Source organism: Burkholderia sp. Cy-637 (assembly GCF_011753175.1).
GTDB classification, from domain to species: domain Bacteria; phylum Pseudomonadota; class Gammaproteobacteria; order Burkholderiales; family Burkholderiaceae; genus Burkholderia; species Burkholderia gladioli.
In genome coordinates, this window is record NZ_VWWC01000045.1 from 19,383 (window position 1) to 42,815 (window position 23,433).

Genomic DNA, 23,433 nt, shown 5'->3' on the forward strand with positions numbered 1-23,433 from the left:
CGAACCGAATCCCGGCTTCACGACTTCAACCGATCAACAGCACGCAACAGACCAAACGGACCTCGCGATGAATACCAACGATCACCCGCTCGCCCACCTGTTCGAGAACAACGACGCCTGGGTCAAGCGCAAGCTCGCCGACGACCCGCAATTCTTCGAACGCCTGAAGGACCAGCAGGCGCCCGAATACCTGTGGATCGGCTGCTCCGATTCGCGCGTGCCCGCCAACCAGATCATCGGCCTGCCGCCGGGCGAGGTGTTCGTCCATCGCAACATCGCCAACGTGGTGGTGCACACCGACCTCAACTGCCTGTCGGTGCTGCAGTTCGCGGTCGACATCCTGAAGGTCAAGCACATCATGGTGGTCGGCCACTACGGCTGCTCGGGCGTGAACGCCGCGCTCACCAACCGCCGCGTCGGGCTGGCCGACAACTGGCTGCACCACGTGCAGGACGTGCGCGACAAGCACGCCGGGCTGCTCGACCAGTGGCCGGTGGGCGAGGCGCGCTACCGCCGCCTGATCGAGCTGAACGCGATCGAGCAGGTGGTCAACGTGTGCCGCACCACCATCGTCAACGATGCCTGGACGCGCGGCCAGCCGCTCACCGTGCACGGCCTGGTCTACGGCGTGCACGACGGCCGCATGCGCAACCTCGGCATGGCCGTGTCGGCCGCCGACGAACTCGCCAGCGTCCACCAGCGCTGCGTCGAGACGCTCTCGGCCGGGCGCGCCAGCTCGAGCGACGACAACGACATGGTCGCGGCCGACGCGGCGCAACTGGCCGACGTCGCGGAACAGGTCGCGAAAACACTCAAGGAGACGAAACATGACCAATGCTGAACATGATCCGGTAGTGATCGCCGCGGCGGCCCGCACGGCCATCGCGAGCTTCCAAGGCGCCTTCGCCACGCAGGGCGCGCCGCAGCTCGGCAGCGCGGCGATCGCCGCGGCGCTGGCGCGCTCGGGCCTGGCCGCCGAGCAGGTCGACGAGGTGGTGATGGGCTGCGTGCTGCCGGCCGGCCAGGGCCAGGCGCCGGCGCGCCAGGCCGCGCTCGGCGCGCAACTGCCGCAGGCCACCGGCTGCACCACCGTCAACAAGATGTGCGGCTCCGGCATGCGCGCGGCGATGTTCGCGCACGACATGCTGCTGGCCGGCTCCGCCCAGGTGATCGTGGCGGGCGGCATGGAGAGCATGACCAATGCGCCCTACCTGCTGCCCAAGGCGCGCGGCGGGATGCGCATGGGCCACGGCCAGGTGCTCGACCACATGTTCCTCGACGGCCTGGAGGACGCCTACGACAAGGGCCGCCTGATGGGCAGCTTCGCCGACGAGTGCGCGGCCGAATACGGCTTCACGCGCGAGGCGCAGGATGCCTATGCCATCGAGTCGCTGGCGCGCGCGAAACGCGCCAACGAGGACGGCTCGTTCGGCTGGGAAATCGCACCCTTGACGATCGCCGGCAGGAAGGGCGAAACCGTGGTGGCGCGCGACGAGCAGCCGTTCAGCGCCAACCCCGACAAGATCCCCACGCTGAAGCCCGCGTTCGGCCCGAACGGCACGGTGACGGCGGCCAATGCCTCGTCGATCTCCGACGGCGCCGCCGCGCTGGTGATGATGCGCGCCTCCACCGCCGAGCGCCTGGGCGCCGCGCCGCTGGCGCGGGTGGTCGGCCACAGCACCTTCGCGCAGGCCCCGGCGCGCTTCGCCACCGCGCCGGTGGGCGCGCTGCAGCGCCTGTTCGAGCGCACCGGCTGGCGGCCTTCCGACGTCGACCTGTTCGAGATCAACGAGGCCTTCGCGGTGGTGGCGATGGCCGCCATGAAGGAACACGGGCTGCCGCACGAGCGCGTCAACGTCAACGGCGGCGCCTGCGCGCTGGGCCACCCGATCGGCGCCTCCGGCGCGCGCATCCTGGTCACCCTGCTCGGCGCGCTGCGCGCGCGCGGCGGCAAGCGCGGCGTGGCCAGCCTCTGCATCGGCGGCGGCGAGGCCACCGCGATGGCGATCGAGCTGGTCTGAGCCCACGGCGCGGCGCGCGGGCGGCGCCATTGCAGCCGCCCGCGCGCCGCGCCGCCCGCTTCAAGCAAGGAGAACGATTCGATGAAAACCGTCCTGATCGTCGGCGCCTCGCGCGGCCTCGGCAGGGAATTCGTGCGCCAGTACCGGCGCGACGGCTGGAACGTGCTGGCCACCGCGCGCGACGCGGCCTCGCTCGACGCGCTGCGCGCGCTCGGCGCGACCGCCCACGCGCTCGACGTGACCGATCCCGCCCAACTCGCCGGCTTCGGCTGGAAGCTCGAAGGCGAGCGGCTCGACGCGGCGGTGGTGGTGTCGGGCGTCTACGGCCCGCGCACCCAGGGCGTGGAGACCATCGACGCGGCCGACTTCGACGCCGTGATGCACACCAACGTGCTCGGCCCGATGCAGCTGCTGCCGATCCTGCTGCCGATGGTCGAGGACGCACAGGGCGTGCTGGCCTTCGTGTCGAGCCGGATGGGCAGCACCGGCGGCATCAGCGGCACCACCGGCTGGCTGTATCGCGCCAGCAAGGCCGCCCTCAACAACGTGGTGCGGGTGGCCGCGCTGCAGACGCGCGAGGCCACCTGCCTGTCGCTGCATCCCGGCTGGGTGCGCACCGACATGGGCGGCGGCGACGCCGCGCTCGACGCCGAAACCAGCGTGACCGGCATGCGCCGCGTGCTGGCCAGGGCCGCGGCCGACCGCGCCGCCGCCAACGGCCGCTTCTTCCAGTACGACGGCGCCGAGCTGGAGTGGTGAGCGCGATGAACGAACGTTCCACCGAGGCTTCCCGCCCCACTTCGTCCACAGCCGCCGGGCGCCCGGTACTGTGCCCCTGCGGCGGCGCGCAACCGGGCCGGCGGCCCGAGCGCGCGCCGGCCTACGCGGCCTGCTGCGGCCCGCTGATCGATGCCGGCACGCCGGCGCCGAACGCCTGGCAACTGATGCGTTCGCGCTACACCGCCTACGTGCTCGGCGAGACGGCCTACCTGCGCGCCACCTGGGATCCGGCCACCTGCCCGGCCGATCTCGAGGCCGGCGACGGCCCGCGCTGGCTCGGCCTCGACATCAAGCGCTTCGCCGAGCAGGACGCCGCCCACGCCGTGGTGGAGTTCGTGGCGCGCTACAAGGACGGCTCGCGCGCGCACCGGCTGCACGAGACCAGCCGCTTCTCGCGCGACGAGCACGGAATCTGGCGCTATATCGACGGCAATGTAAGCGAACGCTGAGTCAACGCCACCGCGGCGGAGGAAGGGTTATTCCCGCATTGCACAAGCCGAATTTGTCGGGCTAGGATGGACCCGGTTTCAAACGAAATGGGTCGCGGGAATCGACATGGTGTTTCGCAAGGTGTTAGCAGCTTGGATGGCGGCGTCTCTGCTGTCGGCCGCCCAGGCCGGCACCTTGTCCGCTGCCGCGGCCTCCCCCGACGCGATCGCGTCGCCCGCCCCGACTTCCTCCACGGCCTCGCTGGCCGGCGCCGAACGGTTCGACTACAACGAACCGGGGCTGCCGCAGATCACGGCCGACATGAACGAGCAGATCATCCGGATCCCCGCCGATCGCGACGGTTCGGTGATGCTCGAAGCCACCGTCTTCAAGCCCAACGGCCCCGGGCCGTTCCCGCTGGTGGTGTTCAACCACGGCAAGAACCCCGGCGACCTGCACGACCAGCCGCGCAGCCGGCCGGTCGCCTTCGCGCGGGAGTTCGTGCGCCGCGGTTACGCGGTGGTGGCGCCGAACCGCGAGGGTTTCGCGGGCTCGGGCGGCACCTACGTGCAGGAAGGCTGCGACGTCGAACGCAACGGCATGGCGCAGGCGCGCGACGTGTCCGCCACGGTCGACTACATGGCCAAGCAGCCCTACGTGGACGCCAACCGCATCGTGGTGGCCGGCACCTCGCACGGCGGGCTGGTCTCGCTGGCCTACGGCACGGTCGCGGCCAAGGGCGTGAAGGGCATCATCAACTTCTCCGGCGGCCTGCGCCAGGATCTCTGCGACGGCTGGCAGAAGAACCTGGTGGGCGCCTTCGACACCTACGGCGAAAAGACCCAGGTGCCCTCGCTGTGGATGTACGGCGACAACGATTCGGTCTGGTCGCCGGCCCTGGTCGAACGGCTGCGCGAGGCCTATGTCTCGCACGGCGCGAGCACCCTGTTCGTCGACTACGGCAGCTACAAGGACGACGCGCACCGGCTGATCGTCGACCGCGACGGCGTGCCGATCTGGTGGCCCTCGGTCAACGCCTTCCTCAGCGAGCTGCACATGCCGACTACGGTGCTCTATGCCGTGGCCTGCCCGCACATGCCTTCCGCCTCGGGTTACGCCTCGATCGACGCCGTCGACGCGGTGCCCTACCTCGACGCCGCCGGCCGCGAAGGCTATCGCCACTTCCTGAACCAGCATCCGAGCCGCGCCTTCGCGGTGTCGGCCGAAGGCGCCTGGTCCTGGGCCGAGGGCGGCGACGACCCGATGGCGCTCGCGCTCGAGAACTGCCGCAAGCAGGGCACCGGCGCCTGCCGGCTCTATGCCGTCGACAACCACGTGGTCTGGCATGCCAACGAAGGCACGGCCACGGCCGAGGCGGTCACGCCGGCCGACGGCGCCACCCACGCACTGGCCAGCCGCTGAGCGGCGCGTCCTAGCCCCCATTGCACACACGGCGAGACCTTCCCGGCCTCGCCGTTTTGCCGTCTGCGTCACCGTTCCCGCTTCACGCCCACCTTGCGCCCATCCCGCGCTGACCTCGCCCCGTCACGTCCTTCGACGACACTTCGCCTGATCGCCCGTGCTCCGGGGCGCCTCGCGCACGACAGCCGCATCGATCCCTCCCTTTTTCGTCGCGAACCTCCCGCGCCGCTTCCCCTCGATTTCCGTCCGTCGGGTGGCGCCACTTTGCCGTCGTCATCTGCACGCTATCCCGGGCATCGCGCCCGAACCGTCGCGAGCACCCCAAAACCTCGCGCAACTCCATGCCCAGCAAGGCTCCGCACGTTTGTAACCAATGCTGCGCGAGGCCCGGAATCGCGCTAATCTCTGGCCCGTTTTGGTTTTGCACGCAGGCGCGTCAACGGCCGTCGCGGGGCGGATATCGCCCGCCGGCCGCCGCCTCGATGGACCGGCGCGGGGCCGCTGCCGCGGTTCCACCCGAATCTCGTCCGAATCCCGCCGCGCCGCGTCCCGTTCCGGAGCCGTTTTGAGCACACAACCCGACGACTGGGTTGCGCGCAGCCTGCGCGCAGTCTGGCACCCCTGTACGCAGATGAAGCACCACGAGCGCATGCCGCTCGTGCCGGTGGCGCGCGGCGCCGGCCCCTGGCTGTACGACCGCGACGGCGCGCGCTACCTGGACGCGATCAGCTCCTGGTGGGTGAACCTGTTCGGCCATGCCAACCCGCGTATCAATGCCGCGCTGAAGGACCAGCTCGACACGCTGGAGCACGCCATGCTGGCCGGCTGCACGCACGAGCCCGCCATCGAGCTGGCCGAGCGCCTCGCCGCGCTCACGCGGCACACGCTCGGCCACGCCTTCTTCGCCTCGGACGGCGCCTCGGCCGTCGAGATCGCCCTGAAGATGAGCTTCCACGCCTGGCGCAACGCCGGCCGCGGCGAGAAGCGCGAATTCGTCTGCGTGGCGAACGGCTATCACGGCGAGACCATCGGCGCGCTCGGCGTGACCGACGTCGCCCTGTTCAAGGACGCCTACGACCCGCTGATCCGCCACGCCCACGTGGTGGCCTCGCCCGACGCGCGCCAGGCCGAGCCCGGAGGGGCCGCGGCCGAGGTGGCCGCGCGCGCGCTGGCCGCGGTGGAGCAGTTGTTCGCCGAGCGCGCCGGCGCGATCGCCGCGCTGATCGTCGAGCCGCTGGTGCAGTGCGCGGCCGGCATGGCGATGCACGACGCGTCCTACGTGAGCGGGCTGCGCGCGCTTTGCGACCGCTACCAGGTGCACCTGATCGCCGACGAGATCGCGGTGGGCTGCGGCCGCACCGGCACCTTCTTCGCCTGCGAGCAGGCCGGCGTGTGGCCCGACTTCCTGTGCCTGAGCAAGGGCATCAGCGGCGGCTACCTGCCGCTCTCGCTGGTGCTCTCGCGCGATGCGATCTACCAGGCCTTCTACGACGACGACACCGCGCGCGGCTTCCTGCATTCGCATTCCTACACGGGCAATCCGCTGGCCTGCCGCGCCGCGCTCGCCACGCTCGATCTGTTCGACAGCGACGACGTGCTGGCGGCCAATGCGCGCAAGTCGGCGCGCCTGCGCGAGGCGCTCGCGCCGCTCGCCGAGCGCGACGAGGTGCGCCACCTGCGCCAGCGCGGCACCATCCTGGCCTTCGACGTCGCGCTCGAGGCCGAGCAGGCGCGCGGTTTCTCGCGCCGCTTCTTCGAGCAGGCGCTCAGGCACGAACTGCTGCTGCGCCCGATCGGCACCAGCGTCTACCTGATGCCGCCCTACGTGCTCGACGACGGGCAGATCGACTGGCTGGCCGCGCAAACGCGCGCCACGCTCGACGCCACGCTCGCGGAGGTGCGCGCATGAGCACGCCGAACCCGCCGAGCCTGCTTGCCGCGCTCGAACGCGGCCTGGCCGAGATCGACGCGCAAGGGCTGCGCCGCGTGCGCCGCACCGCCGACAGCGCCTGCGGCGCGCGCATGACGGTGGACGGCCGCGAGATCGTCAGCTTCGCCAGCAACGACTACCTGGGCCTGGCCGCGCATCCGGCGCTGGTCGAGGCCTTCGCCGAGGGCGCGCGCCGCTACGGCTCCGGCAGCGGCGGCTCGCACCTGCTGGGCGGCCATTCGCGCGCGCATGCGCGGCTCGAGGACGAGCTGGCCGACTTCTCCGGCGGCTTCTGCGCCGCGCCGCGCGCGCTCTACTTCAGCACCGGCTACATGGCCAACCTGGCCGCGCTGACGGCGCTGACCGGCCGCGGGGCCGAGATCTTCTCCGACTCGCTGAACCATGCCTCGCTGATCGACGGCACGCGCCTGTCGCGCGCCGAGATCAGCGTCTATCCGCATGGCGACATGGACGCGCTGGCCGCGCAGCTCGCCGCCTCGACGGCCGAGACCAAGCTGATCGTGTCCGACACGGTGTTCAGCATGGACGGCACCATTGCCCCGCTGCAGCGGCTGGTGGCCCTGGCCGAGGCGCATGGCGCGTGGCTGGTGATCGACGACGCGCACGGCTTCGGCGTGCTCGGCCCGCAAGGGCGCGGCGCGCCGGCCGCCTATGGGCTGCGCTCCGAGCACCTGATCTACGTCGGCACGCTCGGCAAGGCCGCCGGCGTGGCCGGCGCCTTCGTGATCGCGCACGAAACCGTGATCGAGTGGATGATCCAGCGCGCGCGCAGCTACATCTTCACCACCGCCGCGCCGCCCTCGGTGGCGCACGCCGTGTCGGCCAGCCTCGCGCTGATCGGCGGCGAGGAAGGCGAGGCGAGGCGCGCGCACCTGGCCGCGCTGATCGAGCGCACCCGCGAGATCCTGCGCAATACGCGCTGGCAGCCGATCGACTCGCGCACCGCCGTGCAGCCGCTGGTGATCGGCGAGAACGACGCGACCCTGGCCGCGATGCGGGCGATGGACCAGCACGGCCTGTGGGTGCCGGCGATCCGCCCGCCCACCGTGCCGGCCGGCACCTCGCGGCTGCGCGTGTCGCTGTCGGCCGCGCACGACTTCGCGGACCTGGCCCGGCTCGAGGCCGCGTTGAGCGCCGCTGGCGCGGCGGAGGCGGCGGCATGAGCGCGTCTTCCACCTCCTCGACGTTGTCCTGCTTCGTCACCGGCACCGATACCGAGATCGGCAAGACCTTCGTGTCGGCCGCGCTGCTGCACGGCTTCGCGCGGCACGGCCTGCGCGCCGCCGCGATGAAGCCGATCGCGGCCGGTGCCGAAGAACGGGATGGCGTGCTGCACAACGAGGACGCCGACCAGCTCGACGCGGCCGCCAACGTCGCGCTGCCGCCCGCGATCCGCACGCCCTTCATGATGAAGGCGCCGGCCGCGCCGCATATCGTGGCCGCGCAAGAAGGCGTGAAGCTGGAGATCGGCACCATCCTGGCCGCGCACGCGCAAGCCTGCCGGGCCGCCGAGGTGGTGGTGGTCGAGGGCGTGGGCGGCTTTCGCGTGCCGCTCGACGACACGCTCGACACCGCCGACCTGGCGGTGGCGCTGAAGCTGCCGGTGGTGCTGGTGGTCGGCGTGCGGCTCGGCTGCATCAACCACGCGCTGCTCACCGCCGACGCGATCGCCGCGCGCGGGCTGCGCATCGCCGGCTGGGTGGCCAACCGCGTCGACCCGGCCATGCTCTATGCCGACCAGAACATCGCCACCGTCGCGCAATGGCTCGCGCGCGAGCACGATGCGCCGCTGATCGGCGAGATTCCCCACATGACGCCGCCGCGGGCAGAGCAAGCCGCGGCGGCACTCGACATCGAACGGCTGCTGGCGGCGCTTCGCGGCGCGAACGCCGCGCGGCCCTGAACGACAACCGCTGATCCCCGACCCTACCGAGGACCCGACCATGACCCAAGCCCAAACCGTGAGCACCGACGCGAGCATCGCACCCGCAGCCGCGCCCGCAGCCGTTCCCGTGGCCGCGCCGGTATCGCCGCGCTGGCGCGTCGCCGACGTCGTCAAGCTCTACGAACTGCCCTTCAACGACCTGCTGTTCCGCGCCCAGCAGGTGCATCGCGAGCACTTCGACGCGAACGCGATCCAGCTCTCCACCCTGCTGTCGATCAAGACCGGCGGCTGCGAGGAGGATTGCGGCTACTGCTCGCAGTCCTCGCATCACGAGACCGAGCTGAAGGCCAGCAAGCTGATGGACGTGAGCGCGGTGCTCGACGCCGCGCGCGCGGCCAAGGCCAACGGCGCGACGCGCTTCTGCATGGGCGCCGCCTGGCGCAGCCCGAAGGAGCGCCATATCGAGCCGCTCACCGAGATGATCCGCGGCGTGAAGGAGATGGGCCTGGAGACCTGCATGACGCTGGGCATGCTGGAGGACGAGCAGGCGCAGGCGCTCTCGGAAGCCGGCCTCGACTACTACAACCACAACCTCGACACCTCGCCCGAGTTCTACGGCCAGGTGATCTCGACGCGCACCTACCAGGACCGGCTCGACACGCTCGACCGGGTGCGCGACGCGGGCATCAACGTCTGCTGCGGCGGCATCATCGGCATGGGCGAATCGCGCCGCGAGCGCGCCGGGCTGATCACCCAGCTCGCCAACATGAACCCGTATCCGGAATCGGTGCCGATCAACAACCTGGTGGCGATCAAGGGCACGCCGCTGGAAGGCACCGCGCCGCTCGATCCGCTGGAGTTCGTGCGCACCATCGCGGTGGCGCGCATCACCATGCCGAAGGCGATGGTGCGGCTGTCGGCCGGGCGCGAGCAGCTCGACGACTCGATGCAGACGCTGTGCTTCCTGGCCGGCGCGAACTCGATGTTCTACGGCGACCAGCTGCTGACCACCAGCAATCCGCAGGCGCAGAAGGATCGCGAGCTGCTGGCGCGGCTGGGGATGCGCGCCGAGTCGGCGCAGCAGATGCCGGCGGAAGCCGCGGCCGAGCCGGTGAAGTGCGCGCATGCGCCGGGGCCGGTGGCGAACTGAGCTTCGGGCTGGCTTGAATGAGATCGGCGCGCCGCGGTTGGGCGCGCCGATTTTGTTTTCGGGCTTGCGGGGAAGTCGTGAGGAGTTCGTTCAGCGCGCCGCGCCGGCCGCGTCGAGGGTGGCGCGGACCTTCCCGACCAGGCGCGCGTCGACCGGGCCCCAGGACTCGCCGCGCTCGCGCACGCCGGTGCCCAGGTGGACCGCGCGCACGCCCGTGGCGCGCACGAAATCGCCGATCGAATCGACCGTGAGGCCGGCGCCGGCCAGCACTTCGCAGCCTTGGCCCGCAGCGCGGCGCGCCAGGCGCGCGATCGTATCGCGGCCGTCGAGCGCGGAGGGATGGCCGCCCGAGGTCAGCACGGAGGTGACGGCCGGCGTCTTCAGCAGCGTCTCGAAGGCGGCGTTGAGATCGCGCGAGACGTCGAAGGCGCGATGGAAGGTGATCGGCTTGCCGCCGGCGGCCTCGACGATGCGCGCCAGCGCGGCGGCATCGATGTCGCCATGGGCGTTCAGCGCGCCGAACACGATGCCCGAGGCACCGGCGGCGACGGCCGCCTGCGTGTCGCGCTCGAGGATCGCGAGTTCCTCGGCGGTGTAGACGAAGCCGCGGCTATGCGGACGCACGATCACGTTGACGGGAATCGGCACGGCCCGCGCCACCGCCTCGATCAGGCCGATGCTCGGCGTCAGGCCGCCCTCGGCCAGCCCGGTGACGAGTTCGATGCGGTCGGCGCCGGCGCGCGCGGCGGTCTGCGCGTCGGACAGCGTGGTGGCGATGACTTCGAGGAGGATGGACGGAACGGGCATGGGGCGGCTCCGGATGCTGGGGCGATCATTGTAGCCATACCCGCGCGCATCCGGCTCGCGCCGCTCACACCACCCACTCCCCCTCCCGCCAGTCGATATCCCCGCACAGCACGCGCAGCGCATCGCCGATCCGGATCGCGATCGACAGCGTCACGCAGGGCAGCGCCTCGTTGATCGACAGGTAGGGCTTGGTCACGTGCACGCGCTGCGGTTCGGCGATCGCCGCGCGGAAATACGGGCGCCGCAGCCAATTCGCGCCCTGCGCCTCCACCAGCGGCAGGAAGCGCGTCTCGTGCTGGGCGCGATCGGCGCGCAGCACCACGTTGCTGCCGGCCTGCCGCCCTTGCCCGTCGAGCAGGAAGCAGCGCGCCGCGTCGTCGAGCGCGAGGAAGTTCCAGCACACCTCGTCCATCGATTCGCCGGCCGCGAGCCGCTCGGCCGCGCGCTCGAAGGCACGCAGGTAGGGCGCGATGCGCTGAGCGTCGCGCCGCTCGCGCGCCTCGGTCTGCAGGCGGTAGCGCTCGGTCAGCTCGCCGATGCAGGCCGAGGCCGTCACGCCGTCGGACAGCCCCGGCGCCGGCCGCCCGAAGAAATAGCCCTGCACGAAATCGGCCTCGCAGGCCAGCGCCACCTGCGCGTCGTGCTCGGTCTCGATGCCCTCGATCAGCACCAGCTTGCCGGCCTCGTGCAGCAGGGTGACCAGCCCGTGCAGGATCGCCAGTTGCCCGCGGCGATGCTGGGCATGCGAGAGCATGATGCGGTCGAGCTTGACGATGTCGGGATTGAGCTGCCAGATCCGCTCGATGTTCGAATGCCCCGCGCCGAAATCGTCGAGCGCGATCAGGAAGCCGTGCTCGCGGAAATCGTGCACCGCGTCGGCCAGGCGTTCGAGATCGTCGGCGCGCTGCTCCAGCACCTCCAGCACCACGCGGCGCGGCGAGATGTCGAGCCGCTTGAGGTTGGCCAGCAGCGCCGCGGCCTGGAACGGGTCGGTCAGCACGCCGGGATGCACGTTCAGGAACAGCCATTCGCGCTCGGCGCCGAGCAGCGAGAAATTCTCCAGGTGCAGGGCCTGGGCCAGCCGGTCGACCTGCATCGCCTCGCCGTGGCGCGCCGCCTCGCCGAACACGTCGAGCGGCGAGACCGGCCGATCCAGCGCGTCGTGCGCGCGCAGCAGGCCCTCGTAGCCGATCGCGCGCTGGTGCGAGAGGCTGAAGATCGGCTGGAACACGCTGGAGAGCGCCAGCTCGCGGTGGCTGGAGGCGACCCGCTCGAAACCCGAGGTGACCTCGCGCTCGAAGCGATAAGGCGAACCCGCGCCGTGCGTCGCCGCCGGCGCCGCACGCTCCTGCTGCATGGTCGTCATCATCATGTGGCGACCCTCCCGAATGCCGGCGCCGGACACGGCGCGCGACGCGTAATCGATCCGATCATCATTGCACCCTCGTTTCATTCCATCGTGTTATCAGTCAGCTACAAGCAAGCTTCGTGCTCACTGCATGGATCGGCGAAAAAGCTTGCTGGTCGCGGCTTCTTGCCGGATCGCGGTGCCTGGCTTGCACCGATTTGGTGCGAGGCGGCACGACGCCCTTCGCCCGTGCGCGCTACACTCGCCCGGTCCGCCACCGTCAAGAGAGCCCCCCGTATCGATGGAAATCGTTTTCACCGTCCTCATCCTGTTGCTCGCCGTCGCGCTGTCCGGCATCGCGATCCGGCTGCTGCCCTGGCGCCCGCCGCTGCCGCTGGTGCAGATCGCGATCGGCTCCCTGCTCGCCTGGCCCAGGCTCGGCCTGCACGTGAGTTTCGATCCCGAGATCTTCATGCTGCTGTTCATCCCGCCGCTGCTGTTCGCCGACGGCTGGCGGATCCCCAAGCGCGAGCTCTACCTGCAGCGGCGCGCGATCCTGATGCTGGCCTTCGGGCTGGTGTTCATCACCGTGGTCGGCGTGGGTTATTTCGCGCACTGGCTGATCCCGGGCCTGCCGCTGCCGGTCGCCTTCGCGCTGGCCGCGGTGCTCTCGCCGACCGACGCGGTGGCGCTGTCGGGCATCGCCGGCAAGGGCCGGATTCCGGCGCAACTGACCCACATCCTCGAAGGCGAGGCGCTGATGAACGACGCCTCGGGCCTGGTCGCGCTGAAGTTCGCGATCGCCGCGGCGCTCACCGGCGTGTTCTCGCTGCGCGAGGCCTCGCTCAATTTCGTGATCGTCGCCTCGGGCGGGCTGGCGGTGGGCGCGCTGCTGGCCTGGCTGTTCAGCACGCTGTCGACGCGCTTCCTGAACGCGGCCCAGGAAGGCGACCCGGCGCCGGGCATCGTGATGACCCTGCTGATCCCGTTCGCCTCCTACCTGATCGCCGAGCACTTCGAACTATCAGGCATCCTCTCGGCCGTGGCGGCCGGGATGATGATGAACTACACCAGCTTCTCGCGCAGCAGCACGGTGGCCGCGCGGGTGCGCGCCGAGAGCACCTGGTCGATGATCGAGTTCGTGTTCAACGGCATGGTGTTCATCATGCTGGGCCTGCAGATGCCGCAGATCATCGGCCGCGCGCTGCTGTCGGCGCACCACGAGAGCGATGCGCTGGTGGCGGCCATGATCGGCTACGTGCTGGCGATGATGGCCGCGCTCTACCTGATCCGCTTCGCCTGGGTCTGGCTGCTGCGCTGGTTCGCCAGCAAGCGCGCCGCGCGGCGCGGCATGACCGGCTCCTGGGCGGGCTTTCGCACCGTGGCGCTGATGACGGTGGGCGGCGTGCGCGGCGCCATCACGCTGGCCGGCGTGCTGTCGCTGCCGGTGGCGCTCGGCGACGGCACGCCGCTGGCCGGGCGCGACACGGCGATCTTCATCGCCTCGGGCGTGATCCTCGGCTCGCTGCTGGTGGCCGTGTTCGGCCTGCCGCTGCTGCTGCGCGGCCTGCGCACCACGCCGAACCCGCATGCGCACGAGGAACGCGCGGCGCGCGCGGCGGCCGCCCAGGCCGCGATCCGCGCGATCGACGCGACCCACGACACGCTCACGGAGACGCTCGACGAGGCCGACGCGGCGCGCTGCGCCGACCTGACCGCGCGCGTGATGGATCTCTACCGGCGCCGCCTGGTAAGCCTCGACGAGGCCGACGACGCGGCCACGCTGCGCGCCGAGGCCAAGCAGGCCGAGAAGATGGAGCTGCAGATGAAGATCGCGGCGGTACGCGCCGAACGCGCGGCGCTGTACCGGATGCGCGCCGAGCAGAAGATCAACGACGAGACGCTCGGCAAGCTGATGCGCGAGGTCGACCTGTCGGAGACAGCGCTGTCGACGCGCAAGAAAGGGCTGGTCTGAGGGCGCCGGCCCGACGATCGACCGATCGGCAAGCAGGTGCGGCGGCGACGGCTCACGCCGGCCGCCGCCGCGCCGCTCACTTGGCCACCACCACCGGGATGCCGCGCAGCGCGCCGCCGCCCTTGATCGACTCGATGGCATGCGCGACCGCCGCGCTGGTGCTCGCCTCGAGCCCGGCCGCGAGCGCCAGCGGCCGCTCGGCGCGCTTCATGGCGGCCACGCTGGCCAGCTTCACGGGTCCGTAACCGCGCACGCGGGCAGGTAGCGCCGCCAGCGCGGTGACCGCCTCGGCCACCTCGGCCGACCGCGACTGCAGCACCGCGAAGGCGCGCGTCATCGTCGCTTCGTAATCGTCGGCCAGCGCGCGCTCCATGCGCCGCTCCTCGGTGCGCCCGAACGGATCGAGCAGGCTGCCGCGCAACGCACGGAAGCGCGCGAGCATGCCGAGCACGGGCCACATCCAGCCGCCGAAGCTCTGCTTCCTCGGCCGCGCGCCGTCGCGGCTCCTGGCCGTGGTGGGCGGCGCCATGTGGAAGCGCAGGCGGTAGTCGCTGCCGGCGGTGCCCTCGAATTGCGCGGCCAGCGCCGCGCGGAAGCTGCCATCGCTATAGAGCCGCGCCACCTCGTATTCGTCCTTCACGGCCAGCAGGCGATAAAAGGTGGTCGCCACCGCCTCGGCCACGCGCTCGTCGCCGGTGGCGCGCGCGGCGCCGACCAGCGCGCGGTAACGCTCGACATAGCGGCGACCGCCATAGGCGTCGAGCCGCCCGGCGCGATCCTCGACTAGCTCGTCGAGCGTGCGCGGCGCCACCACCTGCGGCAGCGGATGCCGCGCGTTCCACAACGCATCGAGCCCGGCCGGATCGGCGGCGGCCATGCGCCCGATCGCGAAGGCCAGCCGGTTGGCGGCCACCGCCACGCCGTTCAGCTCGATCGCGCGCATCAGCGCGGCCAGCGAGACCGGCACGCGCCCCTGCTGCCAGGCGAAACCGAGCATCAGGATGTTCGCGCCGATGCTGTCGCCGAGGAACCTGGCGGCCAGCGCCTGGGCATCGCAGTCGCTCACGAAGTCCTCGCCGGCCGCGTGGCGCATCTTGTCGAGCAGCGCGTCGGCATGCAGGCTCGCGTCGGGGTCGCGCACGAAGGCGGCGTTCGGGATCCGGTGCGTGTTGACCACGATCCGCGTGCGCGCGTGGCGCACCGTCTGCAGCGCCTCGGCGCTGGCGCCCACCACCATGTCGCAAGCCAGCAGCACGTCGGCCTGCTGCGTGTCGATGCGCACCTGGTTCAGCCATTCGTCGCGCGCGGCGATCCGCACGTAGGACAGCACCGAGCCGCCCTTCTGCGCGAAGCCCATGAAGTCGAGCACCGAGGCGCTCTTGCCTTCCAGGTGCGCGGCCATGCTGATCAGCGCGCCGACCGTCACCACGCCGGTGCCGCCCACGCCCGTCACCAGCATGTCGTAGGGCGCCGCGTCGAGCCGCGCGGCCGGCAGCGGCAGCGCCTCGACGCTCGCGGCCAGCGCGGCCTCGTCGAAGGCGATGCCGGCCGCCTTCTTCAGCGCCGCGCCCTCCACCGTCACGAAGCTCGGGCAGAAGCCGTTCACGCAGGAATAGTCCTTGTTGCAGGAGGACTGGTCGATGCGGCGCTTGCGGCCCAGCGGCGTCTCCACCGGCTCCACCGACAGGCAGTTCGACTGCACGCCGCAATCGCCGCAACCCTCGCAGACGGCCTCGTTGATGAAGGCGCGCCGCGCCGGGTCGGGATACTCGCCCTTCTTGCGGCGGCGACGCTTCTCGGCCGCGCAGGTCTGGTCGTAGATCAGCACCGTCACGCCGTCGGTGTCGCGCAGCTCGCGCTGCACGGCGTCGAGCTCGTCGCGGTGATGGAAGGTGGTGCCGCGCGGGAACTGGTCGCGATGGCCGTCGTACTTTTCCGGCTCGTCGGATACCACCACGAAGCGCGACACGCCCTCGGCCTCCACCTGCCGCGCGATCTGCGGCACCGACAGGCTGCCGTCGACGGGCTGGCCGCCCGTCATCGCCACCGCGTCGTTGTAGAGGATCTTGTAGGTGAGCGTGGCGCGCGCGGCCACCGCCTGGCGGATCGCCAGGATGCCTGAATGAAAGTAGGTGCCGTCGCCGAGGTTCTGGAACACGTGGCGCGTCTTGGTGAACATCGCGTGCGCGGCCCAGTCGACGCCTTCGCCGCCCATCTGGATCAGCCCGGTGGTGTCGCGCTCCATCCACGAGGCCATGAAGTGGCAGCCGATTCCCGCCTGCGCGATCGAGCCTTCGGGCACCCTGGTCGAGGTGTTGTGCGGGCAGCCCGAGCAGAAGTAGGGCGTGCGCTTCACCGCATCGGCCTCGTTGGAGAGGATGTCCGGCGCGATCAGCTCGACCACGCGCTCGCGGCGGTCCAGCGCCGGGCGATGCCGCGCCAGCCAGTCGGCGAACACCGGCAGCACGCGCGAGGGCCGCAGCTCGCCGAGCGCCGAGAGCAGCGGCGCGCCCTGCGCGTCGTGCTTGCCGAGCACGCGCGGACGCGCGCCCGCGACGCGGTTGTAGAGATGGTCCTTGACCTGCTGCTCGATCACCGGGCCCTTCTCCTCGATCACCAGCACTTCCTCGAGCCCCTCGACGAAGCGCTCCAGCCGCGTGGTCTCGAGCGGGAAGGACAGGCCGACCTTGTAGATGCGCACGCCGGCCGCGTCGAGATCGGCCACCGTCAGGTCGAGCCGCCGCAGCGCTTCCATCAGGTCGAGATGGGCCTTGCCGCAGGTCACGATGCCCACGCTCGCGCGCGGGCTCGGCGCCACCCAGCGGTCGATGCTGTTGTGCTTCGCGAAGTGGCGCACCGCCTCGAGCTTGGCCGTCAGCCGCGCCTCGATCGACAGGCTCGGCAGGTCGGGCCAGCGATTGTGCAGGCCGCCGGCCGGCGCCTCGAAGGCGGGCGGCTCGGGCCAGTCGGTGACCAGCGCGTCGAGATCGACGGTCGAGCCCGATTCCACCGTCTCCGAGATCGCCTTGAAGCCGACCCAGGTGCCCGAGAAACGCGACAGCGCCCAGCCGTAGAGACCGAACTCCAGCATGTCGGCGATGTTGGAGGGATTCACCACCGGCATCTGCCAGCCGATCATCGAGAAATCGCTCTGGTGCGGCATCGAGGACGAGACGCAGCCGTGGTCGTCGCCGGCCACCACCAGCACGCCGCCATGCGGGGAGGCGCCATAGGCGTTGCCGTGCTTGAGCGCGTCGCCGGCGCGATCGACGCCGGGGCCCTTGCCGTACCACATCGCGAACACGCCCTCGACGGTGCGCTCCGGGTCGGCCTCGACGCGCTGCGTGCCGAGCACCGCCGTGCCGCCCAGCTCCTCGTTGATGGCGGGCAGGAAGCGCACGCGGGCCGCGTCGAGCAGCTTCTGCGCCTTCCACATCTGCTGGTCGACCATGCCCAGCGGCGAGCCGCGGTAGCCGCTGACGAAACCGGCCGAGTCGATCGCATGCGCGGCGTCGCGGGCACGCTGCATCAGCAGCAGGCGCACCAGCGCCTGGGTGCCGGTCAGGAACACGCGCCCGCGCGTGGCGGTGAGATTGTCGGTGAGGCGGTAGTCGGCGAGGGCGGGGGTGCCGTCCAGCGGCGGTCGGGCGGTCATGAGGCTTGTCTCCGGGGATTGGGCTGCGGCTGTCTGTCGCTATCTGTTGGCACTATTTTTCGCCGTCATAAGAAGAATTATTTTTCTGATCCTGCTCGCCATACCTCGAATCGAGCAAATTCCCTCGCAGATTTCACGAATTTCGAGAGAAATCTCGCGCACCCTGATCGATCGCAAATCTCCCTCGCTTCGTTTTTATATTTCAACTATTATCGAAACATGGAAACGAACCAAGCCGTCCGCGCCCTCGGGGCTCTCGCCCAGGCATCCCGCCTGGGCGTTTTTCGTCTGCTCGTCGAAGCCGGCCCCGCCGGCATGGCCGCCGGGCAGATCGCCGAGCAACTGGGCATCGCGCCCTCCTCGCTGTCGTTCCACATGAAGGAGCTGACGCACGCCGACCTGGTGACGGTCGAGCAGCGCGGCCGCTTCATGATCTACGCGGCCAACTATGCGCAGATGAACGCGCTGATGGGCTTCCTGACCGAGAACTGCTGCGCCGGCCAGGCCTGCGCGGCAACCGAGGCGCCCGCCTGCTGCCCGCCCTCGCCCCCTTCCTCCTGATCCCGCCCGCCATGCCCAGCTCGCCCGCCACGGGGCGCGGCCCCGCCGCCGCGCCCGCCATCGGCCGCTTCGAACGCTACCTGAGCCTCTGGGTCGTGCTCTGCATCCTGGCCGGCATCGCGCTCGGCCGCCTGCTGCCCGGGCTGTTCGGGGCCGTCGGCGGGATGGAGCTGGCCCATGTCAACCTGCCGGTCGGCCTGCTGATCTGGGTGATGATCGTGCCGATGCTGATCAAGGTCGATTTCGGCGCCTTGGCCGGGCTGCGGCGCCACGCGCGCGGCATCGGCGTCACGCTGGCCGTCAACTGGCTGGTCAAGCCGTTCTCGATGGCCCTGCTGGGCTGGCTGTTCCTGCGGCAATGCTTCGCCGCCTGGCTGCCCGCCGGGCAGCTCGACAGCTACCTGGCCGGCCTGATCCTGCTGGCCGCCGCGCCCTGCACCGCGATGGTGTTCGTGTGGAGCCGGCTGACCGGCGGCGACCCGCTGTTCACGCTGTCCCAGGTCGCGCTCAACGACGCGATCATGGTGTTCGCCTTCGCGCCGCTGGTGGGCCTGCTGCTCGGCTCGAGCGCGATCGCGGTGCCCTGGGCGACGCTGGGCGCCTCGGTGCTGCTCTACATCGTGCTGCCGGTGCTGCTGGCCCAGTTCGCCAGGCAGCGACTGCTGGCGCGCGGCCCGGCGCGCTTCGAGGCCGCCCTGGCCGCGCTGGGGCCCTGGTCGATCGCCGCCCTGCTGGCCACCCTGGTGCTGCTGTTCGGCTTCCAGGGCGAGGCGATCCTGCGCCAGCCGCTGGTGATCGCGCTGCTCGCCGTGCCGATCCTGGTGCAGGTGCTGTTCAACGCGGGCCTCGCCTACTGGCTGAATCGCGCGCTCGGCGAGCGGCACGAGATCGCCGGCCCCTCGGCGCTGATCGGCGCCTCCAATTTCTTCGAACTGGCGGTCGCCACCGCCATCGGCCTGTTCGGCCTGCAATCGGGCGCCGCGCTCGCCACCGTGGTGGGGGTGCTGATCGAGGTGCCGGTGATGCTGCTGGTGGTGCGCGTCGTCAACCGCTCGCGCGCCTGGTACGAGCGCGCCTGACTTCCCAAGGAGAGCCTCATGAGCGAGGTCACCATCTATCACAACCCCGATTGCGGGACCTCGCGCAACACGCTCGCGATGATCCGCCACGCCGGCATCGAGCCGCGGATTGTCCACTACCTGCTCACGCCGCCCGATCGCGACACGCTGCTCGGGCTGATCGCGGCGATCGGCATCGCCCCTCGCGAATTGCTCCGCCGCAAGGACACGCCCTACGAGGCGCTCGGGCTCGACGATCCGGCCTGGCGCGACGAGCAGTTGATCGACTTCATGCTCGCGCATCCGATCCTGATCAACCGGCCGATCGTGGTCACGCCGCGCGGCACGCGGCTCTGCCGTCCTTCCGAGACGGTGCTCGAGCTGTTGCCGGCGGGCCCGCGAGGACCGTTCGCGAAAGAGGACGGCGAACCGGTGATCGACGCGGAGGGCCGACGTGTCCGCCCCGCTTGATACCCTGCCGCCGCAATTGGACGCCGCCGCGTTTCGTGTGCCGGCGCTCGCCGATCTGCTCGGCAAACCCGCGCCCGATCACGCGCCGCGTTTCCTGCTGCTGCATGGCTCGTTGCGCGAACGCTCCTACAGCCGCCTGCTCGCGCAGGAAGCGGCGCGCCTGCTGAGCGCGATGGGCGGCGAGGTCCGGCTCTACGATCCGCATGGCCTGCCGCTGCCCGACGACGCGCCGGAAACGCATCCGAAGGTGGCCGAGCTGCGCGAGCTCGCGCAATGGTCGGAAGGCATGGTCTGGTGCTCGCCCGAGCGTCACGGCGCGATGACCGGCATCATGAAGTCGCAGATCGACTGGATCCCCCTCGCGAGCGGCGCGATCCGCCCGACCCAGGGCAAGACGCTGGCGCTGATGCAAGTCAGCGGCGGCTCGCAGTCGTTCAATGCGCTCAACCAGATGCGCGTGCTCGGCCGCTGGATGCGCATGCTGACGATCCCGAACCAGTCCTCGGTGGCCAAGGCCTACCAGGAGTTCGACGAGGACGGCCGGATGAAGCCGTCGCCCTATTTCGACCGGGTGGTCGACGTGATGGAGGAACTGATGAAGTTCACCCTGCTCACGCGCGGCGCCGGCAGCTATCTGGTGGATCGCTACAGCGAACGGCGCGAGCAGGCCGAGGCGCTGTCGAAACGCATGAACCAGGCCAGCCTCTGAGCCCCGACGGCGTCGTGCGCGTCGCGCAGTACCATGGCGCGGACGAACCGATCCCGGCTCGTCCGCGCCTGCCCACCCGACATGACACGAGGACCCGCATGAACATGACGATCAAGCTTTGCCTGCTTGCCGCAGCGATCCTGCCGGCAGTGTGTTCCGCCCAGCCCCGCAGCTGCGACGCGAAGCGCGGCGCGATCGAACGGGAGATCGACTATGCCCGGGCCCATGGCAATGCGGCGCGCGTCGACGGACTCGAGACGGCGCTCGCGCAACTGAATGCCAATTGCACCGATGCCAGCTTGCGCAGCGACGCGCAACGCAAGGTCGACGCGGCGCAGCGCAAGCTGGACCAGCGCCAGCGCGAGCTTCAGGAAGCCCGGGCCGCCGGCAAGGACGCGAAGAAGATCGCCGAGCGCCAGCGCAAGCTCGAGGAAGCGCATGCGGAATTCGAGCGCACCCTGGTCGAGGCCTCGCAATGAAGACTTGGCGCACCTTGCGCGGCGCTGAATGAAAACGGGAGCGCCGCGGCGCTCCCGTCTCGTTTCCCCGCCCGGCCCGCCTACTTCCGGTCGACCACGATCCGGTCGAAGGTGCCGCCGTCGGCGAAATGCGTCTTCTGCACCTGGTCCCAGCTGCCGAACACCTGCTCGACGCTGAAGGTCTTGAGCGGCTTGAACTCGGCCGCGTGCTGCTTGAGCACGGCCGGATCGCGCGGGCGCAGGTGGTGCTGCGCGATGATCTCCTGCCCGGCCGGCGAATACAGGTAGTCGAGATAGGCCTGCGCCACCTTGCGCGTGCCCTTCTTGTCGACCACCTTGTCGACCAGCGCCACCGGCGGCTCGGCCAGGATGCTGCTGGACGGATAGACCGCGTCGAACTGCTGGCCCGAGCTGCCGCTGTCCATCAGCGCCACCTCGTTCTCGAAGGTCACCAGCACGTCGCCGATCTCGCGCTGCGTGAAGGTGGTGGTGGCGCCGCGCCCGCCCGCGTCGAGCACCGGCACGTTGCGGAAGATCGCCTTCTCGAACGCGAGCGCCTGCTCGTCACTGGCGCCCTTGAGCTTCTGGTAGCCCCAGGCGGCCAGGTAGGCGTAGCGGCCGTTGCCCGAGGTCTTCGGATTGGCGATCACCACCTGCACGACGGGCTTGGCCAGGTCGCTCCAGTCGTGGATCTGCTTGGGATTGCCGTGGCGCACCAGGAACACCATGGTGGTCGAGTACGGCGAGCTGTTGTCGGGCAGGCGCTTGCGCCAGTCCTTGGGCAGCAGCTGGCCGCGCTCGGCGAGCAGGTCGATGTCGTTGGGCTGGTTCATGGTGACCACGTCGGCCTGCAGGCCCTGCAGCACCGACAGCGCCTGCGCGCTGGAGGCGCCGTGCGACTGGCGGATCGAGACGGTCTCGCCGGTCTTCTGCTTCCAGGCGGCGGCGAAACCGGCGTCGATATCCTTGTAGAGCTCGCGCGTCACGTCGTAGGACACGTTCAGCAACGCGGTGTCCGCGTGCGCGGCCGGCGCCGCCGCGACGATCGCCGCCGCCGCGCCCGCGATCAGCCAGCGGCCGATCCCTTGCTTCTGGTTCATCGAAACCCCTGTGTGGTTGGTCTGGTCGGCCTGTCAGCCGTTGGTAAACCTGATCGGCGATTGTAGCGAGGCGCATCGCGCGGCCCTAAGATTCAATCGTCCTTAGGTCACAACCCAAAGTCATTTGACGACGTGCCGGCCGCCGCGCGGGGCTGGCCGCCGGGCGCGGCGCGATGCTAAGATGGCCGCTCGTTTCCTCACGGTCCCGCCATGTCGCCCTTCGCGATTTCGCTCCTGTCGCCCTGCCAGCTTCGCGCCGCCTCGTCCGGGTCGGCCGCCGTGCTCGCGCGCGCAGCCGTGCTGAAACTGAAAAAACGACTTCTCGACTGACGGGGAGTCGCGTCCCGTCAGGCGTGAAGCCGGACGGGAATCCACCTGGGTCGCTCGACCCTGCCACTCCCCGGTCCGGCGCCCGCCGGCGGAACGTTCCCGACCGAGGTTTTGCATGTCCATCGATTTTTCCGGTATCTGGCTGCCGATCGTCACGCCCTTCGCGGGCGAGGCCGTCGATCACGACGCGCTCGCGCGGCTCGCCCGGCATCACGGCCAGGCCGGCATCGCCGGCTTCGTCGCCTGCGCGACCACCGGCGAGGGCGCCCTGCTCGACGCCGACGAACAGGCCGCCGTGTTCGCCACGCTGCGCGCCGCCGTGCCGGCCGCGCCGATCGTGCTGGGGCTCTCGCACAGCGCGACGCGCGGCGCGGTGCAACGCGCGCGCGAGCTGGCCGCGCTCGCGCCCGACGGCCTGCTGGTCACGCCGCCCACCTATGTGCGGCCGACCCAGGACGGCATCCGCCGCCATTTCGAGGCGCTCGCGCAAGCCGCCGACCTGCCCTTGCTGGTCTACAACATCCCGTATCGCACCGGGGTGAACGTCGAGCTCGATACCTTGAAGGCGCTGGCCGAGGACGCGCGGATCGCCGGCATCAAGGAATGCGGCGGCTCGATCGACCGGATGATGCGTCTCGTGCACGAGACGCCGCTGCGCGTGTTCTCCGGCGACGACAACCAGAACTTCGCGGCGCATTGCGTGGGCGCGCACGGCGCGATCGCGAGCTCGGCGCACCTGTTCCCGGCCCTGCACGTGCGGGTGCGCGAGCGGATCCTGGCCGGCGAGTTGGCCGAGGCGCGGCGGCTCGCGGTGGCGCTGCAGCCGCTGGTGCAGGTGCTGTTCGAGGAACCGAACCCGGCGCCGGTGAAGGCCGCGCTGGCCGACGAGGGCTGGTGCGCGAACGCCTTGCGGCTGCCCTTCGTGCCGGCCGGCGAGGCGCTGGTGGAGAGGATGCGGCGCGTGATCGAGACGGTTCGGCGGGCCGAGGCGGCGTTGACGGCCTGAGCCTGCCGGGCGGTCCCGAGCCGGACGGCGCGGCACGCTCGCGCCGGGCTTCACGCGCGCGTCGCACCGGCGGGCGATACTATGGCCCGCCCTCAACCCACCCTCAACCCGCCCGCGCCAAGGAGATCCGAGATGTTCCGAGCGGCTGCCCTGTCCGTCCTGTCGATCACGCTGATGCTGGCCGCCTGCAGCGACGATTCGCACCCGGCCCCGCCCGCCGACGCGGCCTCGTCGCCCTCGGCGAGCGGCGGCGACGCCAGCGCGTTCAACGGCGGCGGCGCCTCCGCCCCGGTGCC

The 23,433-nt window shown here is 70.7% G+C and carries 20 protein-coding genes; 16 read left to right on the forward strand and 4 right to left on the reverse strand.

Going from position 1 to position 23,433, the window contains the following annotated elements:
- Positions 1-67 precede the first annotated feature (67 nt).
- From can to bioB, 9 genes are all read left to right on the forward strand, one after another.
- The gene (gene can, locus F3J10_RS14750) at positions 68-841 is read left to right on the forward strand and encodes a carbonate dehydratase (RefSeq protein WP_036048991.1); all 774 of its coding nucleotides are present in this window, start codon (positions 68-70) and stop codon (positions 839-841) included.
- A complete protein-coding gene (locus tag F3J10_RS14755) occupies positions 828-2,021 on the forward strand; it encodes an acetyl-CoA C-acetyltransferase (RefSeq protein ID WP_167242380.1) in 1,194 nt (397 codons plus the stop codon). The genes can and F3J10_RS14755 overlap by 14 nt, the downstream gene beginning before the upstream one ends.
- 81 nt (positions 2,022-2,102) lie before the next feature.
- Positions 2,103-2,780, forward strand: a complete 678-nt coding sequence (locus F3J10_RS14760) for an SDR family oxidoreductase (protein ID WP_166912888.1) — start codon at positions 2,103-2,105, stop codon at positions 2,778-2,780.
- A gap of 5 nt (positions 2,781-2,785) precedes the next feature.
- The gene (locus F3J10_RS14765; RefSeq protein ID WP_166912887.1) at positions 2,786-3,250 is read left to right on the forward strand and encodes a YchJ family protein; all 465 of its coding nucleotides are present in this window, start codon (positions 2,786-2,788) and stop codon (positions 3,248-3,250) included.
- Positions 3,251-3,356: 106 nt separating this feature from the next.
- Positions 3,357-4,652, forward strand: coding sequence for a CocE/NonD family hydrolase (locus F3J10_RS14770; RefSeq protein ID WP_167242381.1), 1,296 nt, complete (start codon positions 3,357-3,359; stop codon positions 4,650-4,652).
- Between the two features lie 565 nt (positions 4,653-5,217).
- Positions 5,218-6,561 carry an adenosylmethionine--8-amino-7-oxononanoate transaminase gene (gene bioA / locus F3J10_RS14775; RefSeq protein WP_167242382.1) on the forward strand — a complete coding sequence of 448 codons (1,344 nt, stop codon included), beginning with the start codon at positions 5,218-5,220 and terminating at the stop codon, positions 6,559-6,561.
- Positions 6,558-7,766 (forward strand): 8-amino-7-oxononanoate synthase, encoded by a 1,209-nt coding sequence (bioF, locus tag F3J10_RS14780; RefSeq protein ID WP_166912885.1) that lies wholly within the window; start codon positions 6,558-6,560, stop codon positions 7,764-7,766. Before bioA ends, bioF begins: the two co-directional genes overlap by 4 nt.
- The gene (gene bioD / locus F3J10_RS14785; protein WP_025098643.1) at positions 7,763-8,506 is read left to right on the forward strand and encodes a dethiobiotin synthase; all 744 of its coding nucleotides are present in this window, start codon (positions 7,763-7,765) and stop codon (positions 8,504-8,506) included. The genes bioF and bioD overlap by 4 nt, the downstream gene beginning before the upstream one ends.
- 40 nt (positions 8,507-8,546) lie before the next feature.
- Entirely contained in the window at positions 8,547-9,638 is a 1,092-nt protein-coding gene (gene bioB, locus F3J10_RS14790; protein ID WP_013699545.1) for a biotin synthase BioB, read from the forward strand.
- A gap of 90 nt (positions 9,639-9,728) precedes the next feature.
- Here bioB and F3J10_RS14795 read toward each other — a convergent pair whose 3' ends face one another.
- Together F3J10_RS14795 and F3J10_RS14800 are read right to left on the reverse strand one after the other, a co-directional pair.
- The gene (locus tag F3J10_RS14795; RefSeq protein ID WP_167242383.1) at positions 9,729-10,445 is read right to left on the reverse strand and encodes a copper homeostasis protein CutC; all 717 of its coding nucleotides are present in this window, start codon (positions 10,443-10,445) and stop codon (positions 9,729-9,731) included.
- Positions 10,446-10,509: 64 nt separating this feature from the next.
- The gene (locus F3J10_RS14800) at positions 10,510-11,814 is read right to left on the reverse strand and encodes an EAL domain-containing protein (protein ID WP_166912894.1); all 1,305 of its coding nucleotides are present in this window, start codon (positions 11,812-11,814) and stop codon (positions 10,510-10,512) included.
- A gap of 280 nt (positions 11,815-12,094) precedes the next feature.
- On the opposite strand from F3J10_RS14800, the gene F3J10_RS14805 reads away from it, so the two are divergent.
- Positions 12,095-13,768 carry a Na+/H+ antiporter gene (locus F3J10_RS14805; protein ID WP_025098649.1) on the forward strand — a complete coding sequence of 558 codons (1,674 nt, stop codon included), beginning with the start codon at positions 12,095-12,097 and terminating at the stop codon, positions 13,766-13,768.
- 76 nt (positions 13,769-13,844) lie between these two features.
- Here F3J10_RS14805 and F3J10_RS14810 read toward each other — a convergent pair whose 3' ends face one another.
- Positions 13,845-17,423 carry an indolepyruvate ferredoxin oxidoreductase family protein gene (locus F3J10_RS14810; RefSeq protein WP_167242384.1) on the reverse strand — a complete coding sequence of 1,193 codons (3,579 nt, stop codon included), beginning with the start codon at positions 17,421-17,423 and terminating at the stop codon, positions 13,845-13,847.
- Positions 17,424-17,642: 219 nt separating this feature from the next.
- Between F3J10_RS14810 and F3J10_RS14815 the strand changes: the two genes are divergently transcribed.
- From F3J10_RS14815 to F3J10_RS14835, 5 genes are all read left to right on the forward strand, one after another.
- Positions 17,643-17,984: a metalloregulator ArsR/SmtB family transcription factor gene (locus F3J10_RS14815; protein ID WP_025098651.1), complete on the forward strand. Its 342-nt coding sequence runs from the start codon at positions 17,643-17,645 to the stop codon at positions 17,982-17,984.
- Between the two features lie 11 nt (positions 17,985-17,995).
- Complete coding sequence (gene arsB, locus F3J10_RS14820) at positions 17,996-19,063, forward strand: ACR3 family arsenite efflux transporter (protein WP_167242385.1); 1,068 nt, start codon at positions 17,996-17,998, stop codon at positions 19,061-19,063.
- 18 nt (positions 19,064-19,081) lie between these two features.
- Positions 19,082-19,513 carry an arsenate reductase (glutaredoxin) gene (gene arsC / locus F3J10_RS14825; protein WP_025098653.1) on the forward strand — a complete coding sequence of 144 codons (432 nt, stop codon included), beginning with the start codon at positions 19,082-19,084 and terminating at the stop codon, positions 19,511-19,513.
- Entirely contained in the window at positions 19,497-20,222 is a 726-nt protein-coding gene (gene arsH, locus F3J10_RS14830) for an arsenical resistance protein ArsH (RefSeq protein ID WP_345791210.1), read from the forward strand. Before arsC ends, arsH begins: the two co-directional genes overlap by 17 nt.
- Before the next feature lie 98 nt (positions 20,223-20,320).
- Positions 20,321-20,701, forward strand: coding sequence for a DUF1090 domain-containing protein (locus F3J10_RS14835; protein ID WP_167234043.1), 381 nt, complete (start codon positions 20,321-20,323; stop codon positions 20,699-20,701).
- Between the two features lie 80 nt (positions 20,702-20,781).
- Here the strand turns inward: F3J10_RS14835 and F3J10_RS14840 are convergent, their stop codons facing one another.
- On the reverse strand, positions 20,782-21,801 hold the full coding sequence (locus F3J10_RS14840; RefSeq protein WP_167242386.1) for a sulfate ABC transporter substrate-binding protein: 1,020 nt from the start codon (positions 21,799-21,801) through the stop codon (positions 20,782-20,784).
- 445 nt (positions 21,802-22,246) lie between these two features.
- On the opposite strand from F3J10_RS14840, the gene dapA reads away from it, so the two are divergent.
- On the forward strand, positions 22,247-23,137 hold the full coding sequence (gene dapA / locus F3J10_RS14845; protein ID WP_025098657.1) for a 4-hydroxy-tetrahydrodipicolinate synthase: 891 nt from the start codon (positions 22,247-22,249) through the stop codon (positions 23,135-23,137).
- The last annotated feature ends 296 nt before the right edge of the window (positions 23,138-23,433 follow it).